24 protein-coding genes are annotated in these 26,097 nt (G+C 46.4%); 8 read left to right on the top strand and 16 right to left on the bottom strand.

Going from position 1 to position 26,097, the window contains the following annotated elements; genetic code table 11:
* The first annotated feature begins 481 nt into the window (after window positions 1-481).
* Window positions 482-2,872, top strand: a complete 2,391-nt coding sequence (recJ, locus tag AC2VDX_RS11060; RefSeq protein WP_378179666.1) for a single-stranded-DNA-specific exonuclease RecJ — start codon at window positions 482-484, stop codon at window positions 2,870-2,872.
* Window positions 2,873-2,925: 53 nt separating this feature from the next.
* On the opposite strand, the gene AC2VDX_RS11055 is transcribed toward recJ, so the two are convergent.
* Entirely contained in the window at window positions 2,926-3,639 is a 714-nt protein-coding gene (locus AC2VDX_RS11055; RefSeq protein ID WP_378179669.1) for a YdcF family protein, read from the bottom strand.
* 292 nt (window positions 3,640-3,931) lie between these two features.
* Between AC2VDX_RS11055 and ctpB the strand changes: the two genes are divergently transcribed.
* Window positions 3,932-5,236, top strand: coding sequence for a carboxyl-terminal processing protease CtpB (gene ctpB, locus AC2VDX_RS11050; RefSeq protein ID WP_378179672.1), 1,305 nt, complete (start codon window positions 3,932-3,934; stop codon window positions 5,234-5,236).
* Here the strand turns inward: ctpB and AC2VDX_RS11045 are convergent.
* From AC2VDX_RS11045 to cax, 5 genes are all read right to left on the bottom strand, one after another.
* Complete coding sequence (locus AC2VDX_RS11045) at window positions 5,223-5,390, bottom strand: hypothetical protein (protein ID WP_378179675.1); 168 nt, start codon at window positions 5,388-5,390, stop codon at window positions 5,223-5,225. The two genes, ctpB and AC2VDX_RS11045, sit on opposite strands and share 14 nt — an antisense overlap.
* 91 nt (window positions 5,391-5,481) lie before the next feature.
* The gene (locus AC2VDX_RS11040; RefSeq protein WP_378179678.1) at window positions 5,482-5,871 is read right to left on the bottom strand and encodes a four helix bundle protein; all 390 of its coding nucleotides are present in this window, start codon (window positions 5,869-5,871) and stop codon (window positions 5,482-5,484) included.
* Between the two features lie 263 nt (window positions 5,872-6,134).
* Window positions 6,135-6,647, bottom strand: coding sequence for a MogA/MoaB family molybdenum cofactor biosynthesis protein (locus AC2VDX_RS11035; RefSeq protein WP_378179681.1), 513 nt, complete (start codon window positions 6,645-6,647; stop codon window positions 6,135-6,137).
* Window positions 6,648-7,102: 455 nt separating this feature from the next.
* A complete protein-coding gene (psb28, locus tag AC2VDX_RS11030) occupies window positions 7,103-7,438 on the bottom strand; it encodes a photosystem II reaction center protein Psb28 (RefSeq protein ID WP_378179684.1) in 336 nt (111 codons plus the stop codon).
* Between the two features lie 494 nt (window positions 7,439-7,932).
* Window positions 7,933-9,030 (bottom strand): calcium/proton exchanger, encoded by a 1,098-nt coding sequence (gene cax, locus AC2VDX_RS11025; protein ID WP_378179687.1) that lies wholly within the window; start codon window positions 9,028-9,030, stop codon window positions 7,933-7,935.
* Window positions 9,031-9,202: 172 nt separating this feature from the next.
* Between cax and AC2VDX_RS11020 the strand changes: the two genes are divergently transcribed.
* From AC2VDX_RS11020 to aroF, 3 genes are all read left to right on the top strand, one after another.
* Window positions 9,203-9,355 carry a hypothetical protein gene (locus AC2VDX_RS11020; RefSeq protein ID WP_486928155.1) on the top strand — a complete coding sequence of 51 codons (153 nt, stop codon included), beginning with the start codon at window positions 9,203-9,205 and terminating at the stop codon, window positions 9,353-9,355.
* 20 nt (window positions 9,356-9,375) lie between these two features.
* The gene (locus tag AC2VDX_RS11015) at window positions 9,376-10,278 is read left to right on the top strand and encodes a DMT family transporter (RefSeq protein ID WP_378179690.1); all 903 of its coding nucleotides are present in this window, start codon (window positions 9,376-9,378) and stop codon (window positions 10,276-10,278) included.
* A 544-nt stretch (window positions 10,279-10,822) separates the two neighbouring features.
* Window positions 10,823-11,722, top strand: coding sequence for a 3-deoxy-7-phosphoheptulonate synthase (gene aroF, locus AC2VDX_RS11010; RefSeq protein ID WP_378179693.1), 900 nt, complete (start codon window positions 10,823-10,825; stop codon window positions 11,720-11,722).
* A gap of 186 nt (window positions 11,723-11,908) precedes the next feature.
* Here aroF and AC2VDX_RS11005 read toward each other — a convergent pair whose 3' ends face one another.
* Window positions 11,909-12,745, bottom strand: coding sequence for an SWIM zinc finger family protein (locus AC2VDX_RS11005; RefSeq protein WP_378179696.1), 837 nt, complete (start codon window positions 12,743-12,745; stop codon window positions 11,909-11,911).
* A 2-nt stretch (window positions 12,746-12,747) separates the two neighbouring features.
* The gene (locus AC2VDX_RS11000) at window positions 12,748-15,930 is read right to left on the bottom strand and encodes a DEAD/DEAH box helicase (RefSeq protein ID WP_378179699.1); all 3,183 of its coding nucleotides are present in this window, start codon (window positions 15,928-15,930) and stop codon (window positions 12,748-12,750) included.
* 390 nt (window positions 15,931-16,320) lie between these two features.
* On the opposite strand from AC2VDX_RS11000, the gene AC2VDX_RS10995 reads away from it, so the two are divergent.
* Window positions 16,321-16,470: a hypothetical protein gene (locus AC2VDX_RS10995; protein WP_378179702.1), complete on the top strand. Its 150-nt coding sequence runs from the start codon at window positions 16,321-16,323 to the stop codon at window positions 16,468-16,470.
* 455 nt (window positions 16,471-16,925) lie between these two features.
* On the opposite strand, the gene AC2VDX_RS10990 is transcribed toward AC2VDX_RS10995, so the two are convergent.
* Complete coding sequence (locus AC2VDX_RS10990; RefSeq protein WP_378179705.1) at window positions 16,926-18,215, bottom strand: cation:proton antiporter; 1,290 nt, start codon at window positions 18,213-18,215, stop codon at window positions 16,926-16,928.
* A gap of 791 nt (window positions 18,216-19,006) precedes the next feature.
* Between AC2VDX_RS10990 and AC2VDX_RS10985 the strand changes: the two genes are divergently transcribed.
* Both AC2VDX_RS10985 and AC2VDX_RS10980 read left to right on the top strand, forming a co-directional pair.
* Window positions 19,007-20,128: an AI-2E family transporter gene (locus tag AC2VDX_RS10985; protein WP_378179707.1), complete on the top strand. Its 1,122-nt coding sequence runs from the start codon at window positions 19,007-19,009 to the stop codon at window positions 20,126-20,128.
* 238 nt (window positions 20,129-20,366) lie between these two features.
* Entirely contained in the window at window positions 20,367-20,615 is a 249-nt protein-coding gene (locus AC2VDX_RS10980) for a hypothetical protein (protein WP_378179710.1), read from the top strand.
* A gap of 122 nt (window positions 20,616-20,737) precedes the next feature.
* On the opposite strand, the gene AC2VDX_RS10975 is transcribed toward AC2VDX_RS10980, so the two are convergent.
* From AC2VDX_RS10975 to psbP, 7 genes are all read right to left on the bottom strand, one after another.
* On the bottom strand, window positions 20,738-21,367 hold the full coding sequence (locus AC2VDX_RS10975; protein ID WP_378179713.1) for a hypothetical protein: 630 nt from the start codon (window positions 21,365-21,367) through the stop codon (window positions 20,738-20,740).
* A 141-nt stretch (window positions 21,368-21,508) separates the two neighbouring features.
* The gene (locus AC2VDX_RS10970; RefSeq protein ID WP_378179715.1) at window positions 21,509-22,327 is read right to left on the bottom strand and encodes a hypothetical protein; all 819 of its coding nucleotides are present in this window, start codon (window positions 22,325-22,327) and stop codon (window positions 21,509-21,511) included.
* A 30-nt stretch (window positions 22,328-22,357) separates the two neighbouring features.
* Window positions 22,358-23,581: a hypothetical protein gene (locus AC2VDX_RS10965; protein WP_378179717.1), complete on the bottom strand. Its 1,224-nt coding sequence runs from the start codon at window positions 23,579-23,581 to the stop codon at window positions 22,358-22,360.
* Window positions 23,582-23,711: 130 nt separating this feature from the next.
* Window positions 23,712-23,918 carry a hypothetical protein gene (locus AC2VDX_RS10960; protein WP_378179719.1) on the bottom strand — a complete coding sequence of 69 codons (207 nt, stop codon included), beginning with the start codon at window positions 23,916-23,918 and terminating at the stop codon, window positions 23,712-23,714.
* 177 nt (window positions 23,919-24,095) lie between these two features.
* The gene (locus AC2VDX_RS10955) at window positions 24,096-24,527 is read right to left on the bottom strand and encodes a hypothetical protein (protein ID WP_378179721.1); all 432 of its coding nucleotides are present in this window, start codon (window positions 24,525-24,527) and stop codon (window positions 24,096-24,098) included.
* Window positions 24,528-24,727: 200 nt separating this feature from the next.
* A complete protein-coding gene (locus AC2VDX_RS10950; protein WP_378179722.1) occupies window positions 24,728-25,324 on the bottom strand; it encodes a Maf family protein in 597 nt (198 codons plus the stop codon).
* 185 nt (window positions 25,325-25,509) lie between these two features.
* Window positions 25,510-26,055, bottom strand: coding sequence for a photosystem II reaction center PsbP (gene psbP / locus AC2VDX_RS10945; RefSeq protein ID WP_378179724.1), 546 nt, complete (start codon window positions 26,053-26,055; stop codon window positions 25,510-25,512).
* Between the last annotated feature and the right edge of the window lie 42 nt (window positions 26,056-26,097).

Below are 26,097 nucleotides of genomic sequence, written 5' to 3'. Positions count from 1 at the left end.
GTCGTGCGTCAGGCAAACTGGAAAAGGCTTCCACAATGGCAAGCGTTCTCATAGCTCGATAAGAAAAATTCGTTGAGCTTTAGCTTACTGGATTTCACCCTCTCTGTCTAGAATGAAATAGCCCTGAAATGTTGAGGATGTCCATCCATCCGCTCTAAAATGGTCTTACGAGGCTGTAAAGTTAGCCAATGCTGGCTAAGCAGGTGTTTTAGTAGTTCGCTGCTGGTTGTTTTTCCTTTGCCAGAATTTATACTAAATATATATGTGTCTCTTGATCCAAATTTACGCTCAGCATAAAACTTCCTGCACTTTTAACTACTACGAGAATAACGTAGCAATGTCTTATAAGTCTTGACAATACAATTGCAATCGCCCAAACATCGCTTTTAACTCAACATCTGCCAAGGCGATCGCGCTCTTCCTTTATCTCTTTTCCAATTATTGTGAGATAGGATGCCAGAAAGAGGAATAAAAAAGAAAAATGTCACAGCAGCAACTTCAATGGCAAATCCAGTCAACGGTTGAACCACCGGCGGCATTTATTGACGAAGTCAGACGCCACGCCCCAGGATTACCCGGACATTATGCCGCACAGCTGTTGTGGCAACGGGGGATTCGCGATATTCAGCAATTATCGGGGTTTTTAAATTCTCAGTTGTATCACCCGGCAAGTCCCTTTGAATTTGGGCAGGAAATGCAATGGGCTGTGGAACGATTAATAAAAGCCCGTAACGCGGGGGAAAAAGTTTCCATTTGGGGAGATTTTGATGCTGATGGGATTACCGCAACATCGGTTCTCTGGGATGGACTAGGACAGTTTTTTACCCAGCAGCAGCTCGTTTATTACATTCCCAATCGTTTAACCGAGTCTCATGGACTCAATGAACGGGGAATTGATGCCCTTGCTAAGGATGGAACGAAGCTAATTGTAACTTGCGACACTGGCAGCACAAATCTGAAGGAAATTGAATATGCCCATCAGCTAGGGATTGATGTAATTGTCACGGATCACCACACCCTGCCAGAGGAACGTCCAGCGTTGACAGCTATCATCAACCCCCGCTATTTATCCAACGATCATCCGATGTTTCACCTTTCGGGTGTGGCAGTTGCCTATAAGTTAGTAGAAGCACTTTATGAAACTTTGCCAGATGTTCCCCAACAGCCATTAGAAGATTTATTGGATTTAGTGGCAATTGGTTTAATTGCCGATTTGGTGCAGTTAAGCGGTGATTGTCGCTACTTGGCACAGCGAGGAATTTCAGTGCTGCAACAGCAAACCAAAAAACGGAATCGTCCTGGGGTAGCTCGTCTATTGGAATTGTGTCAGAAAAGTGGCGATCGCCCAACGGACATTTCTTTCGGTCTTGGCCCTAGAATTAACGCGGTTAGCCGCATTCAAGGCGATGCTTCCTTCTGCGTGGAGTTACTCACCAGCCGCGATGAGAAGCGCTGTCAGCAGTTGGCATTAGAAACAGAATTAGCCAATGCCCGTCGTAAATCATTGCAAAAAGATGTCGCCGCTGAAGTTAATAAAAAACTAAGCCAGTTGGACTTATCAACTACTAGCGTCATTGTTCTTTGCGATACTCAATGGCCTGTCGGTGTTTTGGGTTTAGTGGCGGGGCAAGTGGCGCAGGAAACAGGGCGTCCTACCATTTTGTTGAGTACAGAAGGCGACTTGAGTGAAAACGCTTTAGCACGCGGTTCCGCCCGTTCTGTGAATCAAGTCGATCTTTACCAGTTGGTGAAAGCGCAAGAACACCTATTACATCGATTTGGCGGTCATCCCTTCGCCGCTGGGTTGAGTCTCCAAGTTGATAAGATTCCCCTGTTTACAGAAGCTGTTAACCAGCAGTTGCGAGCTTCTGTCGGCACCCCAGATGGGACACCTTTAGCTCCTATTGTGCAGGCAGATTTGGTGTGTACGGTAAGCGAATTAGGAAGAGATTTGTTTTGGGAATTGAAACTATTAGAACCATGCGGTATGGGCAATCCAGCGCCAAAACTGCTGATTCAAAATTGCTGGTTTGAAAATAGTTGGAATAGCAATACTCAGGACTTAAAAGGCGCAAAAGTTCAATATATCAAAACTACTTTTAAAATTCGGGATGACTCTTGCGAAACCGGGTTTTCAGGAATCTGGTGGGGACATTATAAGGAAGACTTACCCCAAGGTAGATGCGATGCAATTGTCGAGCTTGATTTTAATAGCTACGAAAATCCCAATAAAGGGATCAGACCTCACTATGAAGTGCGGATAATTGCCGTGCGTTCTTTAGCACAGCCGCATCAGTTAGGCACTCCTAACCAGATAGACTGGATTTTAGACTGTCGTGTGGAGTCCTCAGTCCTGAGTCCTCAGTCCGCACTTCTTGCCCCGCTATCAGTCCTGCCAGTTCGAGAGTGCCCCAGTAGTTGGGATGAGCTGCAAGTGTGGTTCAGACGGGCGATTCAGGCAAATCAAAAACTAGCGATCGCTTATCCTCCCCCAGAACCAGTTCCCCCCAGCCAAATCTGGCTGCAACTGTTAGGAATTGCCAAATATCTTAGTCGCACGGGTCAAGAGGCGACTTATACTCAACTGCACCAGAAGCTGGGAATTAGCGATCGCACTCTACAACTCGGACTAGAAGCAATCTCTCATCTCGGCTTCCATGTTAAACAACTCGACTGGATGGTTCAAATCACTTGGCATCCCCAGGAAGATGCCGCTAATTCTGATTTAGGGAATGGACAATTGCCTACATCAGAGGAAGCCATCGCACAATTTATCGCAGCAGTTCAAGAAGAAAAATTTCGCCAGAGGTACTTCTATGAAATTCCCTTATCTACCATTCGAGCGATGGCTTCTCAAACTACCATTTATTAAAAAATGAGTCGGCGATCGCATCTGTTACGACTTGGTAAGAGATGCGATCGCTACTACTGAATATTCCCCTGGTGTTCGCACTTAAAACCCCGCTGACGCCAATCTTTTATATCTACATCCTTCAGGGGAATTAATTTTGAGCATTTAGGCTGATAAACCTGACTCACCAGCGCCCACAACAAGCTACGAGATAAGTCCAATCCTGTCTTGAAAGAAGATTCTCGATTGCCAGGAATGCCTTGTTCCGGAACAATCTCTGGCTCTACCCAAATGCCATGAGCGCCCATGAGAATCTGTGCCAGCCACATTGCTCGCGGTAGATGGGTGCCGGAAGTGATTAGTTTGACTTTTTTTACTCCCCACTGGCGTAGAATCGGCACACCATAGTAGAAGTTGCCAAAGGTGGAGTCTGCACACTTTTCTAACCAAACTCGTTCTATGGGAGCATTTTCCCTTTGAAAAATTAGCAAAATGCACGGTTCGGGAGAACCTTGAGAAATTAATATACGGCTTTGCGGGTATTGTTTTGCTAGCTGAGCTACGTATATTTCCCTACGAATACTGCCTCCTAAAACAAAATAGGCATCCACCGAACCAGACGCTGCCGAGCGCAAAGTTAGCATAATAGTGAATAGCCATGTCCCCAAGATGACGCCAAAGATAGCGATTCCTGGTAGTAGAAGTCGTCGCCATCGTCTGAAACTACCCCGACTAGCTGAGTTGATGCGATCGCGCACAGTTGAGCTACCTCTGCGTTTTCCGGGCATTTTGAGACTTTGAGTAGGGTATTTAACCGATGCTTAAGACTACTTTAGCTAGCCAACCGATTTTGTTGTTCTTTTACTATGGTGGCGATTACACTTAGGTATACAAAAATTTGCAGGAGAGTCTAGTTAAATTAGACTGTTATCCTTGTTACTAAAGACGAAGGAGGACACTGGGCGAACTGGCACAAAATTGATGCAGCCTGGTTAATTAACCTGAGTATCTTAGAAATAGTTCGTTTCAGGCGTCACGCGGTATCTACACATTAAACCCCACCCGTTCGAGCCATCGTTCATGAATCCATCCCCAAAAAACTTTTCTTTGCTCCATGTTGCTCTCTTTGGTGGAGCGATCGCCACGACAGCAGCTTTGTCTTTCTTTGGCTCCTCCGTTCGCGCTGCTCTACAGGAAAGTCCAAAATCAGTTGTCGATGAGGCATGGCAAATTGTCAACCGCGAATATGTTGATGGCACCTTTAATCAGGTGGATTGGCAAGCAAAGCGGCAACAGCTGTTGAACAAAAACTATAATTCCCGTGAAGATGCCTACAAAGCGATCCGGGAAGCATTGGAAACCTTGGGCGATGCCTACACCCGCTTTTTAGACCCCAAACAGTTCCAAGCACTCACAAATCAAACTTCCGGCGAACTCTCTGGTGTCGGTTTGCGCTTGGAACTGAACGAAAAGACTCAGGCTCTTACCGTCGTAGAACCCATTGAGAATTCCCCAGCAGTGAAAGCGGGACTCCAGACTGGGGACAAGATTGTGACAATTGATGGCAAAGCCACAAAAGGGATGAGTGTGGAAGCTGCCGCTAACCTAATCCGGGGTGAGGTGGGGACGAAAGTTACCCTTAAGCTCTCACGAGACGGAAAAGGCGAGTTTGATGTGACATTGACCAGAGCGCAGATTGCAATAGCAGCCGTTCGTCAGTCGGTCAAGCAGGAAGGCAAGTTGCGCGTTGGCTATATCCGGCTGAATGAGTTTAGCGCTCACTCAGCGGAACAGATGCGCCGCGCCATCCAATCTCTGAATAACGACAAAGTAGATGCTTTTGTGTTGGATTTGCGGGGAAATCCGGGTGGGTTATTGCACGCGAGTGTGGAAATTGCCCGGATGTGGATGGACAAAGGTGCTATCGTCCGTACCGTAGATCGCAAGGGAGACAACGAGGAATTTACGACCAATCGCACGGCGCTGACGCAGTTGCCCTTGGCTGTGCTGGTAGATGGCAACTCGGCAAGCGCGAGCGAGATTCTCTCAGGTGCGCTGAAGGATAATGGTCGAGCCACGATTATTGGCTCTCAAACCTTTGGAAAAGCGTTAGTGCAGTCGGTGCATTCTCTCTCGGATGGTTCGGGTTTAGCGGTCACGATTGCCCACTACTACACGCCCAAGGGAACGGATATCAGCCACAAGGGAGTTACTCCTGATATCAAGGTTGACCTGAACGACGATCAGCGAAAGCGTTTGGGGACGAATCCATCGCTGGTGGGAACTCAGCAAGATCCCCAATATGCTCGCGCGATCGCGGCTTTGGAAAACACCCGCCTTGCCCAACCCAAACCTCAACGGAACCGACCGGTTAGTGTCCGGTAAGTGCTAAGGACTGAGGGAAGAGGGCTGAGGGCTGAGGGCTGAGGGCTGAGGGAAGAGGGCTGAGGGAAGAGGGCTGAGGGCTGAGGGCTGAGGAGTGAGGGCTGAGTGAAGAGGACTGAGGGCTGAGGAGTGAGGGCTGAATAAAAGAGAACAAAATAGGGAAGAAATAAGAATAAGAAACCGGAGAAAAATTGCTCGTTCTTAAATATCTCTTTTCTTCTAGCTCAGTCCTCAGTCCTCATTCCTCAGTCCTTTTTTTGTTGGTATTTTTGTTTCTCAACGGCGGCGCGAAGACCGCCGGTAATTCGAGCAACTTCTTGTGCCTGTGTTAAGAGCTGGTTGAATTCAGTCTGCTTGAGATAGCCAATATCAAAGGCGACATAGAGTTGAGAACGAAGTTCGGCACAAGAAGATTTGGCGATAGAAAGAAACTGATGAAACTCTGCCCGACCACTTCGCTCGAAGCCTTCTGCGATATTAGACATTATGGAGACTGCTGCTCGTTGAATTTGCCTAGAAAGCCCAAAGTCTTTTGCAAAGTCACCCTGTCGAGTGACTTGATAAATTGCTTTTGTAAGGATTCTAGCTTTTTGCCAAGCAATCAAATCTTCAAATCGCTCTACTCTATCTTTCACTTACCTAGTCCTCTCTATTTCTCACTGACTCGCCTGTAAGATGCCTTCACTCCTAACTCCTAACTCCTGACTCCTGACTCCTGACTCTTCACTCCTAACTCCTAACTCCTGACTCCTGACTCTTCACTCCTCAGCCCTCAGCCCTCAGCCCTCAGCCCTGACTCCTGACTCTTCACTCCTCAGTCCTCAGCCCTGACTCCTCAGCCCTCAGCCCTCAGTCCTCAGCCCTCAGCCCTCAGCCCTGACTCCTCAGTCCTCACTCCTCACTCCTCACTCTTCTGTAGCTGGCTAACTAAGTGAACGAGTTCTGGCAAAATTAGCTGTTGGATGGCAAGTTTAACGGCATTGGTAGAACCGGGGATGGAAAATACCAGCTTGGTTTGATAGACACCGGCAACGGCGCGAGATGCGATCGCCCGCGAGCCAATTTCTTGATAACTGAGAAACCGGAACAATTCGCCAAATCCAGGCAAGATTTTTGAGAGCAAGCTCTCTAAGGCATCGTAGGTAGTATCTCTCGGCGCGATGCCAGTGCCTCCATTGAAGATCAAAGCATCCAGATCCGGGCGTTGAGCGAGTGCTTGTAGCTGCGCCCGAATCTGCGCCGGTTCATCTTTGAGAATGGCGTACTCTGAGACCGCGTGACCGGCATCGAGGAGTAACTGTTTAATCAGTTGACCGCTTTTGTCGGTTTCGGGCGATCGCGTATCGCTAACGGTAATGACAGCACAACTCACTGTCATCCTCTGCGTGTCAGGGTGAGGCAGATTGGTCATCGGTAAGTTATTCCCTTGAGGGTTTTAAGTTTTTAAAAACGGGCTTTTCTGCGATATCTTACTGCCACACGGATGTCCGATTAACCCGCTCCTAAGAATCTTGGCTCCTGACTTCACTCAGCACTCCGTAGGGGCACTGGCATTCAATACTGTTCGGTTCAGGGCATATTTAGTGGGAATTGCAGGCGTCAGGACTTACGCAAAGCTTATACATATAGCATTTTTTCGGGTTCAATCCCCTGTGGTTGCCCCTATATGTGGTGATGTTGCGTAAGTCCTGAGGTGTGTAGAGACGCATTAGCGAAATGGTGCATTCGCGCAGCGGCACGTTAGCGCGGTGCGGTGCAGTACAGCACCATTTCGCGTCTCTACCGGAGGTTTTTGGTAGGCAAATTAGCTTATCCGAACCGGATTGCATGGGCAAAGCCTTGTGCCCTTAGCACTTAGCGCTTTATTTAAGACTGGCTAAGTTCCAAACCATGCTCTTTGGCATACCGTTGCATGAAGCGCATGAAGCGATCCCACTCTTCAGGAGATTTCATCAGGTAAGTCGCTTGGAGGTCTTTCGCCTGACCGTTGACAAATACGCCCTTTACTTCTCTCGTCAAAATTTCTCCTTCCTCATCAACCATGTACATCCCAGTGATTTCTCCTGAGGTTTCGGTGTTAAAGGCGTTGGGACTTTGAAAAAAAAACGTGGCGGTGCCATGAGCGCCACTCTTAGAGCGGGTTAGCTTTACATCCGGTATGACTTCTTCGTTGATACCTCTGGCAAATTGAATTTGAGCCATAATTCTGCAACCAAGTTTTTATGATAGATAACTTAATATTTTCTCATTATTTAGAGCGGACTGGTTCAGCTTTTACGGGTGCTTTTTGACACGTTAGAACCTCGGATGCCACCAAGGCTCCTGAGTTAGGCGATCGCGCTCAAGTTACAATTAAACATATTTTTCTGAAAATTGGCAAAGATAAGCTTTTTTAGGGCAATTAGAAAGGCTTGATTTTTTAAGCTCGAAAATGCTACCTTAAGCGCTGTTAAAAGGGAAAATTCGCTCAAAATCACGGATGCGATCGCTTTTTTGATGTGAGATGAATCTTGAATCTTTACTCAGACTCAATCGCCTAATTCGCGTCATCGGCTTCGATAATGCGCCGTTCGCGCACCGGACGGGTGGTAGTGCTTCCATCGCTGGGATCGTTTGTGCAGGCACTCATTATGAGCTAGGGCTGCTGCCCTAACTCATAACTCAAAACTTTTTCCCGAATTGCCAAAAAACAACCATTAGGCGGGATGAAAGTAAAAAGCTGCTCCCAAGACGATGTAGGTTGCTAAGAGCAGTACGCCTTCTAACCAATTAGAGCGTCCATCTAGACTGATAAGATTGGCAACAGTGACGGCGATCGCTACCGCAATAACTTCAAAAGGATTGAAGTTGAGATCCATTGGTTGACCAGTCACAACTCCTACCAGAACTAAAATTGGAGCTACCAGCAGGGCAACTAACAAACTAGACCCCATTGCCACAGAAACAGATAAATCCATATTGTTTTTGAGAGCAACGTTAACCGCAGTTACATATTCGGCTGCACCGCCAACGAGAGGCAACAGAACAACACCTGTAAATAAGGGAGTCAAACCCAAACCCTTTGTTGCTTCCTCCACGACTCCCACAAAAATCTCTGACTCAAAGGCAACTGCAACAGTAGATACTACTAACACACCAATCCAGAGCCAAAGATTCGGTTTGTGGGCAGTTGATTCAGCTCCAGAACCTGTTGAATTTTCTGACTCTAAATCGACTAATCCCACTTCGTAAAGATAGCTATGAGTTTTTAAAGAAAACAGTAACGTCAGAGCATAAACTACGATTAAAACAGTGGCGACTGTGAGAGAGAGATTGCGAATTGCATCGGGTGCAACACCATTTGAGGTATTGATGACCGTCGTGGGCAAAATCAGGGCGATCGCTGCCAGCGTCATTGAGGAACCATTCACCCGCGCCACAATCGGTTTGAATTCCTGTTCTTTATAGCGCAGTCCTCCTAAAAGCATGGAAAGTCCCATGACCAGCAATAAGTTACTGATAATTGTTCCAGTAATACTTGCTTTAACAATGTCAACCAAGCCAGCATTTAGAGCCGCTAAGGCAATAATTAGCTCGGTCGCATTTCCAAAAACTGCATTTAACAAGGCACCAATCGAAGGTCCCGTAACGACGGCAACTTCTTCAGTCGCAGTGCTTAACCAAATTGCTAGGGGAACGATAGCGATCGCTGAGGTGATAAAAACTGCAAGCGAACCCCACCCTAAATATTCAGCGGCAATTGAAATGGGTACAAAAATTAGCAGGGCGTAAGAAATAATTTTCTTGATTGACATAGCAAATTGTGGCTAAAATTGCAGAGCATGGTGAATTTTTCCCACCCAATGAGACGTAGGCAAGCAGCAACGAGTTCTCCACTGGATGGTTGAGACGCTGATGCTTTCACTGCTTGATGCCATCGAGAATTGAGCAGCTCTCACCTTTGTAAGAATATCTGGAAACTTGTCAATGTCGCACTCACTGGAGTTGGGAACCTTTGCTCAGATCGCCTCAATGTATAGACACAAAGGTTTATCGCCTCTGGAGAGCATATTGCTGCCACCGTCCCATCAGGTGAGTCATCCGGATGAAGTTTGCACCCTGCCGTTCCTCGTATGCTGATGTAGAAGCAGGAGGACTCCATGCCAAACCACAAACTAGAGGAAGAAAGAACCGCGCCGCACCCTAATCGGGTGGGAGTTGCTCTGATAGCCGTCTCCGCGACGGGTTTTGCGACGCTGGCGATATTGGCTAAGCTTGCCTATGCGGAAGGGTTAGATTTGCCCAGCACGCTGGCTTGGCGGTTTACAGGCGCGGCGGCGGTACTCTGGACTTGGCTGGTGTGGCGAGGCGAGTGGCGCTTAAAACCGCAAGACGCGATCGCTTCCACCCTTTTGGGAGGCGTGGGGTATGCTATCCAAGCAACTCTGTTCTTTGGCGCTCTCGCGTATACCAGTGCTGGCGTTGCTGCTTTGTTGCTTTACACCTATCCTGCCTTTGTCACTGTCTTGACGTGGGTAATAGAAGGCGATCGCCCTGGGTTCTACCGGAAGATTGCCCTCGGTTTAGCCCTCACCGGCTGTTTCCTGACTGCGGATTTGGGTGGAACTACCGTGCAGCCTTTAGGGTTAGGGCTGGGGATCGCATCGGGAGCCTGGTGTGCACTTTACCTGACGTTTGGGGCTAGATTAGTGCGATCGCTCTCTCCGGTGACAACCAGCGCCTATCTGTCCCTGGGAGCCGCCCTATCTTTTATGGGAGCCGCTTGCTTGGGGCGGGGGCTGATTTTCCCCCAAACGAGCATCGCTCTAGCGACAATCGCCGGTTTGGTAGCGATCGCCACGGTGCTGCCCATCGTTACCCTGTTCGCGGGTATCCAGCGGCTGGGAATCTCCAGAGCCGCCATTCTCTCCACCATCGAACCCGTGGTGACGGTGCTGCTGGGAATCGTTTTTTTGGGAGAGCAACTCGTAGGCAGACAAATACTGGGAGGTTTACTGGTAGTCAGTTCTGTGGTGTTAATTCAGGCGTTTCCTCAAGATTAGTAGCTTCAGGAAACGCTCCTAGGGGTCTTGACGCAGTTTGATCCCTCTGCTAAGTTCAGTGATGAATGGACTTATTGCGTAAAAGTTAAATAAAAGAGTGATAAGTTCGATAGCGACCTAGAAAAAACTGGCTTTTGCCAGAATTCTCAGGTACGCAGTAAATTCTCAGAATTAGACCAAATTAGACGCTTCCCCCTATGTTCAGTAGCATATTCAGCAGCAGTTTTTACTTTTATTGGTTTAGGACGGTTCACCGGCAGTGAATCCAGTGCCCGCATTGGAACCGCCCGGTGAACCGCAGAGTAAAATCTGCGGTTTTTTGTTTTAAGGAGCAACTTTTCATCGTGATGACCTATTTCAGTAGCTGGTTTTATGGCTTTTATTTTTGGCCCACAAGTTCCGGGTAAATAGCGTCATGCCAATGAATCGTCTATAGCCCGGAACTACAAAAGGTTCCGGGCTTTTTTGTTGTCAACCTCTAACCTCCCCCTCCTGCAAGCAAGGGGAAAAAGGAAAATCTTTTAACTTCAAGGAGACTCGAACCATGATTAACGCCAAACTTGCTTCTCAATCTCACGCCAATCACCAAACCATTGTCAAACTTTCCGAACAAGTTTCCTTAGGTGGGACGGAACTTGTGATTATCGGTGGTCCTTGTACAGTGGAAAGCTTAGAACAGATGGAGATTGTCGCTAGTCAACTCGCCGCCGCACCCGTTCAGGCGCTGCGGGGCGGTGTCTACAAACCCCGTACCTCTCCCTATGCGTTCCAGGGAATGGGAGTGGAAGGACTCCAGATTTTGGCTTCAGTGCGATCGCGTTACTCGATTCCCGTCGTCACAGAAGTGATGTCAATTGGACAAATAGAAGCTGTTGCGACTCATGCTGATATGCTGCAAATTGGTAGCCGCAATATGCAAAACTTCGACTTGCTGAAAGCTTTGGGACAAGCTGGCAAGCCAATACTACTCAAGCGTGGATTAGCTTCTACTATTGAAGAATTTGTCATGGCGGCAGAATATATTTTAAGCCACGGTAATCCCAATGTGGTGCTGTGCGAACGGGGTATCCGCAGCTTCGATAACTATACGCGCAATGTGCTGGATTTAGGAGCAGTAGCGGCTTTGAAGCAGATAACCCACTTGCCAGTCATTGTCGATCCGTCTCATGCCGTCGGTAAGCGGGAATTGGTGGCACCTTTGGCGAAGGCAGCGATCGCGTGTGGCGCAGATGGCTTAATTATTGAGTGTCATCCAGAACCCGAAAAATCCGTTTCCGATGCTCGTCAGGCGCTTTCCTTAGAAGATATGGTGAATCTCGTTCATAGCTTAAGACCTATAGCCGCAGCGGTTGGACGAAATATATCGGAAGTAGGGGCGGGTTTCACTTTAAAACCTGCCCCTATTCATTTCTCTGCCAAGAAACCATGTGGACTTACGGCTTAATCCCATTGATTAATTCTGTCGCTATTTGCGTTCCTTCTTAGCCCCCTTTTTCAGGGGGTTGGGGGGATCTACTGCAATTTATTCATGTAGAAATATGCAAGTCCACCGCACATTTTCTGGTGCCTTTAATTGACGTAGAGACGCGATAACTCTTGTCTCTACAAGGCGGACGAGAAATAAGCAGTATTACATCACCTCTCGATTTTTTGTTCTCACCCGCTCATACAACTCCTCCATCACTTCAATAAAAGAACTATCTTTCTTCCAAAAAGGCGGAAAGTCTCCCTGTTTCTTAATCAAAATCGCTGGTAAACTTGCCTGCGATGCTACTTCCATTTGAGGCAGTCGCTTAGTCCCCAGCCAAAATTCTCTAGGATTTATCTTCTCAGTAACGGGTACTTTTTCCAGTGGGGTATAGTAAGACGCGGAAGATTCTAAAGGGATTTCTTTTGCTGTAAGTTCAGTCGATAAAACCTCCCCTAAAGGAGATTTTGCCAGTTCCGCTTGCAGTGCCTCTTTAGATAAACCTCTGAGTTCAAACAAGAGAAACGGATTGTGGTCTAGTTGGGACGCTACCAAGTAGTAGACACCCGCGATATGTTTGCAGGGATTGGCGTAATCTGGACAGGAACAACTGGTTTTAAAATCTTTGCGATTGTGGGGTAGAAGATGCAATCCCAATTCAGAAAAAGCATCTTCAATATTATCGGGAACTTCATTCATCAGCAGCTTGGAGACAAAGCTAGCTTTTGATGACAGGTGTTTAATCGCCTTCGACCAATTAGATTTATCAATCGGTGTAATTTCAATATTTATAATATATGTTGGTTCTTTGTAAACTCCAAAATAGGGATTAACTGAACCTTTGACACTAGCACTAATTGCATTCTGGTCAACTTTGTAGTGGAGAACTTTTCCCCCATTCGCATAAGAACGTCCCCGTCCTAATCTCGCAGGATCGGTAAAGGCTTCTAAGGCTTGAATGAAGCGTTTTCCCCACCAGGTACGGCTAAATTGAGCCATGATTACTCCAAGATTGCAGCTTTATTGAGCGAAATCAGTTGTTTAAAGGCTTCGTTATCGAGTTCTGTAAGCCAAGCTTCATCGGTACCGATAACAGCAGAAGACAGCTTTTTCTTATCTTCAATCATTTTGTCGATCCGTTCTTCCAAAGTCCCAATCGCAAGAAATTTGTGAACAAATACATTTTTATTCTGACCAATCCGAAAAGCTCTATCTGTCGCCTGATCTTCAACTGCGGGGTTCCACCAGCGGTCAAAGTGAAAGACATGATTTGCTTTAGTTAGAGTAATGCCAACGCCGCCAGCTTTTAAGGAGAGAATAAACACCGATGGTTCAGTTTCGGGATTTTGAAATTCGGTAATCATTTGTTCTCGCTTGTTGCGGTTGGTGCCTCCATGAATGTAATAAGTGTTGTAGTGGTAAGTATGTTTGAGGTATTTTTCTAGGGAGTCGCAGATTTCCTTAAATTGGCTAAAAATCAATAAGCTTTCGCCTTCAGAAATTGCTTCCTCAACCATTTCTGCAAGACGGCTGAGTTTATGCGATCGCTCGCTTGAAAATTCGCTTCCATCCTGTAAAAATTGTGCTGGATGATTGCAAATTTGTTTCAGCCTCAGCAAGGTTGATAAAATTAAACCTTTGCGCTGAATTCCTTCAGAATCATTAATTTTTTCGCTCACATCTTTAACGACAGCTTCATAAAGAGAAGCTTGTTCTTTCGTCAAATTGCAATATAATTTTTGTTCAACTTTATCCGGCAAATCATTAATAATTGATTGGTCAGTCTTTACTCGACGTAAAATAAAAGGTTCCACCAATTTCTTCAAAGTCGTAGATTTCATCCGATTATTGTCTTTCTGAATCGGAATCTCAAAACCCTTCCGGAATTGAGCCTCTTTACCCAAATAGCCAGGATTCAGAAAGTTAAAAATCGACCATAAATCCAGTAACCTATTTTCTACTGGTGTTCCCGTTAGTGCCAGTCGATGGTTAGCGGTCAACTTTAAAATTGCCTTGGTTTGAGAAGCTTTAGGATTTTTGATATTTTGCGCTTCATCCACCACCACTCGATGCCATTTCAGACTATGCAAAAGTTTTTCATCTTTTCGAGCTAAAGTAAACGACGTAATCACAACATCATGCTTAAGACAGGCTTCTTTAAAATCAGCGACTTGTTGAATGCGGCTACTGCCATGATGCACCATTGCCTGTAGATGAGGAGCAAATTTTTCGATTTCTTTTTGCCAATTTCCGACAACTGATGTTGGTGCAATTAACAAAGTTGGTAAGATTGAATTTGTCGATTCTTTTTCATTCACCAACCGAGCAATTACTTGAACCGACTTACCCAATCCCATATCATCGGCAAGACAACCATTTAGACCGAGGGTTTCCAAATATTGCAACCAGGACACGCCGCGTTTTTGATATTCGCGTAAATTTCCTTGCAACTTCGGCGGATTTTGAACCGGCTCCAGTCTACTTTTATCCTCTAACTTTGCCATCATTTCTGACAATGTCTGGTCATGCTCGACTTCAATATCATCCTCCGCTGCTGCGGCTAATTTCATGAAGTCTAACAGAGTCATTTCTGGGTTTTCTTTAGCATGAGATTGCCAGAATTCCAACATCTGCTGCATCTTTTCTTGGTCTAGTTCTATCCACTGACCGCGAAATTGCACCAGTGGCGTTTTAGCTTTGACGAGTTGCTGCCATTCTTTTTGAGTAACCAGCTGACCGCCAATTGATAGCTCGTATTGATATTCAACAATAGCGTCTAAACTAAAGTATCCTTTGCCAGCAGCTCTGGATTTACCGAGACTTCGAGAAGACGTTTTCAGCCGAACTTTCGCTTTACGACGACCTTCAGGCGTCCACCAGGCGGGAACGATGACTTTGTAACCGGAATCTTCTAATACCCAGGCACTTTCTTTGAGAAATTCAAAGGCTTCTTGCAGATTAATTTGCAACCCAATTGGCTGGTCAGTTTCCAACCCCTGCCACAGTTTAGGATACATCCGCGCTGCATATCCCAAATTTAAAAGCAGATTATTTTCAAAATCTTTGCCAAAATATTTTTGAATATCTTTTTTACTTTTCTGATTCAGTCGCCAATAATCCCCTAAGGAAAGTTTTAAAGATGGATCTTGTTTAGAGTTAGCAAAAAAAACAATTTGCCAGTTATCTGTTTCCGAGTTAGCTTCTTGTAACTGAAAGCAAAGGTCAAAATTTCCTGTGTTTTGGCTGCGGGTTAGTTTGGCTTTCCAAGCATACCATTGTTTGTATTCTTCTAAAGTTTTTTCGGTAGTTTGCGGGTTCTTGCTGTCCGGATAGAAACAAGTATAAAGGATGGTATCTGTAATCTGCTGATCGAATTTAGCAGTCGAGGGAGTATGGGTGACAATTTCATGCAGCAGACATTCCGAAAAGTGACTGAGTAAGCTTTCTTTAGAAAAGAATTCTACTGTTGCACGTGGTACGGCAGAACCGGCAACGCAGACTAGAGGCATATAGTCTACGTATCTTTGAATTAATGTTTCGTATTTTTCAGAAACAATCTCCCATCCTGCATGAATTTCAAAGAGATTGGCTTTTGGCTTGCGTTTTCCTTTGGTTACAGCAGGAAGTTCTCGATATTTGAGACTGGGAATATATTGGTCTTTGAATATAATTTGTTTGAATGCTTGGGTATAGTGATACCAAAATAGGAGGTCTGAACCAATGATAATTTCACCAAAGTTATGTAAAGCCAAAAAGTGAATATCGTTCAGCAGCTTAATAACATTGCTAACCTTGGCATAGCTATAACTGCCGGTTTTCACCCTAGTGTTCACTTCATAAGTATCAATTTCCCAGTCCGTAAATCCTTCATAGTCTTCGTTAACTTCTTCTTCCAGATATTTGATTAATTCAGGAGAAGGGAGAGGCTGGTTGTTAGTTGTGGGAAGGGCAATGTATTGAGTGGAAATATTCTCGCTAATCTTATGATAGGGTGCTGTTGCGATTCCCAATTCATTGGTTAGAAAAGCTTCCAAGTCGTCTTTGGCAAGATGGCTGGGATGGATGTTTTTTTGGGAGTTGCGGCGTTTTTTGAAAATCGGGGTTTCTACCCACAGGTAAAATGCACCTGTTTGCAGGAAATTAGCTTCTGCCTGAGGAATCCAAGTACCGTGGAGGATTTTCATAGGTAGATGCCTCAAAGAGTTTTCTGAAATTGTAGCGGGTTAAGGGTGCGAACCTCTGGAAGAGGTCGTCCCTTTGGGACATCGTTTCTGGTATGTTGCAATTATTTATCTGCTTGCGTCCCTTTTGTCAAGTTTTCTGACTGGTGTCTAGATTAAAAAATGTAACGGTAAAAGACAAAGTCCGAGCCAAAGGGAGGTTCCCACAAAAAACAAAGATTGGTCTTAGAAAGGCAGCCAAAATGCATGACTGTACTTTCAATTGTGGCTGCGACTTTTGGAGGGATTCACCATCTTGTTAATAGGCTTGAGCAGATAGCCGCTGTGGTTGCTGTATACACAGTTACTGGATGTAACTTTCCTACCGGGGATAGATGTTAGGAAAGCTGGGAGTTGCAACCACAGACTGACATCGGTTCTACCGCTAGCACGACAACATTTAAATTGGCGATTGTTATTCTGATTAAGGAAAACAAAACACCGGATGGGCGTTATGCCGCAGTGGCCCAGAATCGGTCATCAAAGAAGAGCGACGCCAGATGACCGAACGGTTTGAATAACAAAAGGCATGGACGGTGTGGAGTTTTTGTCGCTTCCTCCACTTTGTTACTACCGAGGGGAGGCTCAACCCTCCATCAGAGCGGTCTTAGGTAGTGAACGCTTGCGCCATAACAACTCATTATCAATGCAAAAAAGCCTTGGCTTCTTATGGAGTCAAGGTTTTTTTCTGTCTGATTATCGTTATAGCAATCCTAAATGATTCGTGAAGGCGAGATCCTAGGGCAACTCAGGACTTACGCAACATCACCACATATAGGGGCAATCACAGAGGGATTGCCCTTGCCCCTACAAAATGCTATATGTATAAGCTTTGCGTAAGTCCTGAGATGAAGGGGCTGGGGTTATGTCTGGGAGGGCTTTGAGCAAAATAGGTCACTTGTGTGTACAACACGGTAGGCTTTAAAACGGGGCTAAGAAAAAGTTGCACAGGGTGTTACTTATCTGGGAACAGGTTCATAGTTTGTTCCTTGCAACAACAATGAAACCAGTGGTGATGCCATTAGCGTAGTGATAATTGCCATAACTACCATGATGGTAAATAAGGTTGGCGTAATTACACCTTCCTCTAAACCAATGTTGAGGATAATTAACTCCATCAATCCTCGTGCGTTCATTAGTGCCCCAATGGTTGCGGACTCGCGCCAACTTTCACCTGCGAGTTTTGCTGCCAGCATACAAGCTAGCCCTTTACCCGCGATCGCTATCATGATAATCAATAATGCGATCGCCCATAATTGCGGCGTGTTAACTAACCCGATTTGCGTGTTCAGTCCGGAGAAGACGAAGAAAATCGGTAGCAAAAACGAAGTGGTCAAAAACTCAGTGTGGTGGCGCACTTGATCGGCAAATTCGCCCCGTGGCATCACCGTGCCCAGAATAAACGCCCCAAACACCGCATAAATGCCTACCAAATCGGTAAACCACGCGCATAACATCAAAACTATCAATACTAATGTCAGGGTTTGCATCGTCACGCCCTTCTCTTGCTGAGTCCGACGTGAGAAGAAGGTAAATGCCGGTCGCCCCACGAAAATCATCAACAACACGTAGCCAAAACCCCCGCCAATCGCAAAAGCGGCAATACTGGCGCTGCCTTTAATGCTGGCGAGTACAATCGCCAACAAACACCATGCCGTCGCATCATCGATCGAACCTGCTGCCAGTGCCAGCGTCCCGAAGCGGGTTTTGGCGATGCCGCGTTCGTATAGCATCCGGGCTAGCATGGGAAATGCTGTAATCGACATGGATGCGCCCAGATATAACGCTGCTGCCGGACGAGTAATTCCAGGTTTGAAGAGTTCGCCATTGCCGTACAACAACAAAGCAGCGATCGCGCCTAAGATGAAGGGAGCCAAAATTCCTGCCCCGGATACCAAACCTGCACTCTTGACTCGGCGCTTGATCAGATCGGTATTAAACTCTAAGCCGATCAAGAACATATAAATGACCAACCCAATCTGACTGATGGCAAAGAGAATCGACATTGATGGGTTGGGTATTTTCGTTGCCGCATCAATGACAATCGCGGCTTTGGGAAACAGCCATTGCTGCACATCAGGAAGAAGCAGACCAAACAGAGATGGCCCTAACATTACCCCCGCGATCATCTCGCAGACAACATCGGTTTGACCAAAATAGCGCCGCCCAATCATCGACACAATGCGACAAGTAGCGAGAATAACGGTCAGTTGCAGCAATAATTTCAGAACGAGATCAAAATTCGACATCCTATTCCTCTGGGTCGGGAGTGGTGCTATGTATCTATGAGTAAAGTGTTGTAGATTTATATAGAATCAGCGGTTAAATCCCGATTTCCGTACCCAAACTTTCAGGACTTACGCAAAGCTTATACATATAGCGTTTTTTCGGGTTCAATCCCCCTGTGGTTGCCCTCAGATGTGGTGCTATTTGCGTAAGTCCTGACTTTTTTAAGTAAGTTTTTGCAACATAACCCAGAAAGTTGCTCTAGAAATCCAAGGGAATTGTTAATGTTAAAAAATTCCACACACACCCCCTTAAAATCAATCCAGAATCAGTAAGCTCATGTAAAACTTTAACCTGCGGAGCGTGCGACTTTCTATCCAGAAAATACACCTTTTGGCAATAGGATCGGGTTCTGATTTCTTCTTCTTCTGCCGTTAGATGCCTTTTCTAACACGGCTAAATTAAGGAAACTCCTCATGTCAATACCCAAAGATCCCCATCAGCAAATCAGGACTTACGCAACTTGCGCGACATAGTAAGGGCAACCACAGGGGGATTGAACCGACAAGAACACTATATGTATAAGCTTTGCGTAAGTCCTGTAAGCTAAACTGAACCGCATACCTAAAATTGTGCTTTGAAGATGGCTCCCCTTCCCTCTTTAGGGAAGGGGTTGGGGGTTAGGTTACGAGTGTGTATTCCAACAAAGGGAGGGTGCAAGTCTAAACTGAGGCATTCCCCGGCGACGCTGGAAGCCCACACGATAGCGCTATTCTTTGTGTAGGTAGTTCATCTAGCCCATCGCTACTAAATCATGTTAGAGCGGCGCACTGCAATTTCTCTATCTAATATACTGCTAATTGTCGCCACCAGTTTGCTGGGGGTGTTGCTATGGCAGCTGCGGAGTCTGCTAGTCATCCTCATGGTTGCCGTAGTCATTGCAGCAACGATTGCCCCCCTCATCGACAAGGCGGAACGCTTGCAGCTTCCCCGGTGGTTGGCGGTAATTGTTGTTTATGTAACGCTAATTTCTGGCATCGTTGGGGCGGGATTGATCATCGGCCCTACCGTAGCCGAGCAGATTCAACTGCTTGCCGTCAATTTGCCAGTATACATCGAAAATCTTCGGGCACTCGTTCAGAAAATCGTGGTCAGTTACAATGACGAGCGACCCGATTTAGTCAGCCAACTCCTTGATACCCAAGCGCTGACCAGTTGGGTGTTTCGTTCCAGTCAACAAGTCCTGTTGCGCTCTTACGACATCACCAGAGGAATTATAGGCGGCGTTTTTAGCCTAATTTTGGCTTTATTGATTTCCGGTTATATGGTGGCTGGTAGTCAAAACCTGGTTAAAGGTTTGGTGCAGCTGTTCCCGTCGCCTTGGGATGAACGTCTGGAGGCTCAAGTGGCACCGATGAGCCAGCGGATGGGGAATTATATCCAAGGTCGAGTTGCGGTTTCAGGGATTTTAGGGGTAGCGATTACCCTTGGCTTAGGTTTTTTAGGGCTATCGGAGTTTGCACTAGGACTTGGCGTTATCGCTGGTTTCACCAATTTGATCCCCTTTGTGGGACCAGTTTTGGGAGCAGTTCCCGCTCTCATCGTGGCAGTTTCTCAAGGTGGGTGGACGTTCCTGTGGGTGCTGCTGTTGTTCGTGATTATCCAGAATGTGGAAACTTATGTACTCGATCCGCTGCTAGTAGGTTCTTCCGTGAAAGTCCATCCTTTGTATCAACTGCTGGCGGTGCTGGGAGGAACGCAGGTTTTAGGCATTCTTGGCGCGTTGATTGTTCCTCCTTGGGTGGCGGGTGCAGCTGTCTTGTTGGAAAATCTTTACTTAAAACCTAAATTGGTGGCAGAAAATAAAGCGGCTGTTGTCGTCGAAGCCTCACCTGATTCCACCGCTGTACCCATAAAATCTTCAACGGTGAAGTAGTCATTTCTGAGTGGTTATTTTTTCAACACAAAGAATTTATTAGCTGGATCTTGCATCCCTCTTTGGTTCTGTCTTAGCAAACATAAAGTTTTAAGACAGGTAGTTGATTTGATTGGCAAAAATTCTGTAGCATTTGTTACAGAAATGTTTTGAAAATAGCTGCTCGGTGGAGGCTCTTAACTGCGATGGAGAGCAGTCAGCCGATGGGTGCTATGTTGCGATTGAAGGGGAAACAGATATGACATTGAATTATTGCGTGCTTCCGTTGTTGTCTCGGACTGTAAACTGGGCACCTCAACCCAATCGAACCCCGTCTCAGATGGAGTATCAGGATTCGACTTGGGTACAGTTGCTAGAACTTCCCAACCCCTATAGCCATGATGAAGCGTTGCTACTTTGCCAGCAGTCTGAGGACGAATGGGTAGCATGGATTCCGGATCATGGTGAAGCGGTGCTGCATACGAGTCAGTTTTATCGAGTTCGTTAGAGCGATGGGAGTAGAGCGATCGCTAGTCTTCATGCAACCTAACTCGAATATAGCGGTTCTAAAAGGAACTTCACCCCCAACCCCTCTCCGTGGACGGAGAGGGGGGAATATTGAACCTTTTGTTATGGCACGAACCGCCCTAAAATACCTTTAGCAATCTTTCTGTGCCTCGGATTGGCAGAAAGCAAGCGCAACAACAATTGACGAAAAACCCAACGTCTCAGCAACGGCAAAAATAACAGCAGCAGACGCTTAAAGCCTACTTGCAAGAACCACGCCATCGCTACCGATGCTAACAGCGTCCATAAATTCAGGCGCTGTAAGTTAGAGATAACTGTCGCCGCCGTAGTTAGCAAAGAGAGCATCCAAGATAGCCCATTTAACCATAAGGCAATCTTGAGCTGTAGCTGATTGAGCAGTTGATCGATCAGCCAGTGGTGGGCAGTGGCGATCGCTAAACACCAAGTAGAATCTTTAAGACAATCGTGGCGAATTTGGTGAATGATATCTCCATCGAGAGCGATCGCACTCTGCATGACAAAGTTTTCCGATACCGATCTACTCTCAGTTTGATCGTAGTGAGTACAGAAAACCAGCCCAGACTGTAAGCAGCTTCCCGCATCTACTAGCGCATAAGAACGCAACTCTGCTAACAAACGCCGGGAGATGGATAAGTTTTGTCCATTGGTTCTGGCTTGCAAAATCCGATCGAGGAGGTTTTCATCTAAGTTGAATCTGATGAAGTGAGACACTAACTGTCCCTTCGCATCTTTGACTTCCTCGATTTGAATGTACGAATCTAAATGAAGAGGTTGCCTAAAGGAACCTGATAGATAATTTCCCACTCCTTCTCAGCTCATCTTTCCTGTTTTATTGGGTCAGTTTTATGGTGATTAATTTCGGTTGTTGAATAAATTTTTAATAGATAAACCGCCTTGATTGACCAGCGATTCTACTAAATTTACCATAAATTCTAATAACCCATGCCACTGTTTTTCACCCGCAGTAACACCCTGTCTGTGTATCTCTAAAATGATATCTTTATGCTCGTGTTCAAAAAGTCTCTGATGATAGCGGTTGATAATATCTCCATCTAACTGAATAATCGATTGGGCATAAATCATGTCGGTTGTTACTTCTCCAACTGGGTCTTCTGCTTGAGATGCTTCGCTTTTTTGCAAAGATTTATTCCGATTATCAAGGGCAGCTTTCAGTTCATCAACCTTCCGCAAGCTACGTAAAAATCTGCCGTCGTCGAGTAGGTTTTGAATCTTGTTAATCTCAACAGCCGGATTTGCAGAAGGACTGAGCGGGTTAGGCAGTTTTGTTCTTTGAATATCCAGTTCTGTTGTGGGATCGCTGAGAATTCGGACATACTCTCTTAGCTGCGAAGCATCCTGTTCTAAAAGTTGCTCCTCAAGGTAGTACAGGCAATACTCCGTCTCGATTTGTTTACGCAGACTCAGATACCGAGACCATAGAGATGGATGGATTCCCGCCCTTTCTAGATAGGTTGTGGAAATGGGGTAAATATCTCGATACGCTTCCCAGGGAATAAACTTACTCCCGCTAATGTGATCCACGACCATTGTATTTACTTCGAGAGCCGTGATGTCGATTAGCACATCGCTCAGGGACTGCAAAAAGTTGTTAAATTTTTTCCGCAGGTTGGGATTAATCTCGTTGCTGTTGGTATCTGGTGTATTAACCATTGTTGTAAGAGTCGAGTTTTGTTTTAATGATTATTTGGATGGTGGCGGAGGCGATGGATTGCCAAATTCATCTTCATCTTCTTCAGATTCATCAGACGGCTTTGGCGGTGTTTCTGAAAACAAAGCCTCTTCAATGTTGACGGGCGATCGCGTATTCTCTGACATCGGTGGAGAAGACTGGGGCGGTTCCACTGGGGTGTCTCCAAACAAAACTGCTATTGGATCTGAAATGCGATCGCTATTACTGCTGATATCAGGCATCGTTGGCGGTTCCTCATCTTCTTCCCAGCCGTCGTCATTCTCATTCCAGTCCTCATCTTCTTCAACAGGCGCAAACCCCCCTGAGAAGCGGTGTAGCGGTTCCTCCTCCACTTCCACTTCTTCCCACTCCTCCTCAGTTCCCCAGTTCACCGCCGAGCCGAATTCGGGCGTCCACCCTGGCTCAAACGGCGGTTCCTGCATGACGGCTTCTTCCCACTCCTGGGCACTCACGACTGGCTCTACAGGGGTTTCTGGTGTCGCTGGGGGCAAGAAATCGGGTGTGACGGGTGGTGGAATGGGTGCAGTGTCAGAAACCGTGTCAATCTCCACACGGGGGTCAAACGCGATCGCATCTGTTGCTGACTCCTCAACATCTGCACTCACGGCTGGCTCTACAGGGGTTTCTGGTGTCGCTGGGGGCAAGAAATCGGGTGTGATGGGTGGTGGAATGGGTGCAGTGTCAGAAACCGTGTCAATCTCCACACGGGGGTCAAACGCGATCGCATCTGTTGCTGACTCCTCAACAAGCGACACTTCCGGCTCAATCGTCACGCTGGAAGCTGCGGTTTCGTCTGGCGGTAGGCGAGGACTATCAACGCCAGACAATTCTGGAGGAATCGGGGCAGCATTGGGATTCTGGTACCCCACTCTTACCAACATCCCAAATAACTTTTGCAAACTCTTGAGGTTGTCGTTGATAATCTCGCGGCTTTGCTGAACTTGCTCCAGATGAAATTGTCGCAGTTCGCTATAGGGACCATTGTTGAGAAAGCGATCGCCAATCTCGTTGGTGATGTCGCCCTCGACAATATTAATGCGAGTCTGCATCCGCGAACCAGGTTTAGGTTGTTCTTCGCTTGTCCTGTCGTCTACGTCGGCAGAACTAACCCAAGTGGTGATTTCTAACTCAATCGCCTCACTGAGTGCCGTAGAAAGTGCCTCAACAATCTTGCCAGCTTTGAGTTGTTGTTTGAATTTGTCGCTTGCCGCCATAACCTGATTTCCAAGGACTGAGGATTTAGGATTTAGGACTGAGGATTTAGGACTGAGGATTTAGGACTGAGGACTGAGGACTGAGGATTTAGGACTGAGGACTGAGGACTGAGGACTGAGGACTGAGGATTTAGGACTGAGGATTTAGGACTGAGGACTGAGGACTGAGGACTGAGGACTGAGGATTTAGGACTGAGGAATGAGGACTGAGGACTGAGGATTTAGGACTGAGGACTGAGGATTTAGGACTGAGGACTGAGGAATGAGGACTGAGGACTGAGGATTTAGGACTGAGGACTAAGGAATGAGGATTTAGGACTGAGTAAGTAGGGTACAAGCCTTTTCAAACCGGAAATTAGAGACGCAATTTGTTTCAAGTAGATGTAGCCCGAAGGAACTCTCGCGTCCTGATGTCAAGCCCCGATTTTTAAGTCTGGGGTATACTCAGCACTCAGCACTCAGTACTCAGTCCTAAAGTGAAGCGTTGACTTTTGACTTGCATTTATTCTGACTCTCAAGGGTTTTCTGAATTGATGGGAGGTAACACTTGTTGCGGATTTGAACGCAAGCGCGACCCAGGCATCTCAGATAGCGTGTTCGTTAGAACTGTAAACAACTGTTGCAAGTTTGCCAGGTTTTCCTGAATGATTTCCCGACCTTCCTGAACTTGCTGGAGGTGAAATTCTCGCAGTTCGTTGTAGGGGCCACTATTGAGAAATTCGCTGCCTACTTCATTTTCAATATCACCATCCACAATGTTAATGCGGGTTCGCATACAGTGACCGGATAAAGGTTGATCTGTCCTTACTCCAGCCGAGGTGTCTGAGTCAGCGGATGAAACCCAGGTGGTGATTTCTAACTCGATGGCTTCGCTGAGTGCCAAGGTGAGTGCCTCAACAATTTTGCCAGCCTTGAGTTGTGCTTTAAACTCGTTACTTACTCCCATGAAGAAAAGCCCTCCAAAAGCTTTGCCTTAGCCAATATTAGACACGCAGATCCTTTGCCTCGCTCAAAAATCTAGGAACCTTAACAAATTCCGGAGCAATTTAAGAAAAAGGCACAAATCAATTGTCAGTCATTCGTTGTCAGTAGCAACGGATGTCCCGCCGGAAACTGGTAGCCTGGAAAACGGACCTTTTTCATCCTTCATCCTTGCCAAAAATCGGTGACATCGTATCCCAGTTCACCGAACATCTGGCGAAGTAGTGGCAAGCTGAGACCAATGACATTCGTATGGCAACCTTCCAGTTTGTCTACAAATAGTCCGCCTTTCCCTTCGAGGGCAAAGCAGCCAGCACAGTTGAGGGGTTCGCCAGTGGCGACGTAGGCTTCAATCTGGCGATCGCTCGCATCGGCAAAGTAAACTTTTGTGATGCCGCAGCGTACCACCGTTTTGTCTTGCTGCAGGTCAATTAAAGCATGACCCGTATAGAGTTCGCCGATTTGGGAGCGCATTTTTTGCCAACGGGCGATCGCTTGTGCTGCATCTGCTGGTTTCCCATGAATCTCGCCGTTAACTAGCAAAACCGAATCGCATCCCAATATCAAAGCATCTGGAAATTGATTCGCAACCGTTTCAGCTTTACGCAGCGCCAGAGTTTGCACCAATTCGGATGCAACGCTAGCTGGGACTAGAGACTCATCAAAATCACTAGGGCAAACCACCGGCTCGATCCCGGCACTTTGTAACAGGCGGCGGCGGGCAAAAGAAGCGGAGGCTAAGACTAAAGTGGGAAGGTTCATCGTTATGTTATCAGTGGCGAATTGCTAATTGTCAAAAAGTTTTAAGTAGAGACGCGATTAATCGCGTCTGAGTTTTGCTCTTCGTAGCGGCGCGTAGCGCGTTTTGAATTAAATAATTCTCTTTTCGCCTCAATCCTCATAACTCTCATCACTTTTATTAGCCATTAGCCATCAGTCAATAACTATCAATAGACGGAAAATGAACTAACGACTTGCTGCAACAACGGCTGCAACTTTCCCCAGCGTTTTTCTGGGGTAGAAGCGTTAAAGGTGACGAGTTTGCCGCGACTGACAGCGATAGAGGCAAGATTATGGCGTTGCTGATTGGGGAGTTTGACGGTGTATTCCAGTATGTAATAAGTCTTAGAGTTAGATTCCAGCTTTTCAGCGTTCACTAATTCTGCCTCGCGTCCCGATCCTGGGGGTGCGATCGCGCTTTTTGATAATTTGTATCCCACTTCCGTCGGTGTCCCCAACTCAGCGAGGGTTTTCCCTGCCGCAACTGGGTTAATGACGACTGACACATTTTCAGAAGGCTCAATGATATCGTGGAACACGACATCGGCTCCACCTTTCACCTCGACTGGAACCCAGCCGTTGGGATATAGGAACTGATAACCGTCGGTGCTATCTACATAGCTTTTTAAGCCACTGGTGGCACTGGCGACAGTGCAACTTTGCAAGCTTACGCTTAATACCACGAGTAGTAGTGCGGCAATCCGTTTTAGCATTTCCCTCTTTCCTTGCAATTTTGTCACTAAGCGCCATTTGTC

It is taken from the genome of Coleofasciculus sp. H7-1 (assembly GCF_057473865.1).
Note: the sequence above shows the minus strand (reverse complement) of the source record. Positions and strands in the feature narration are given on the sequence as shown.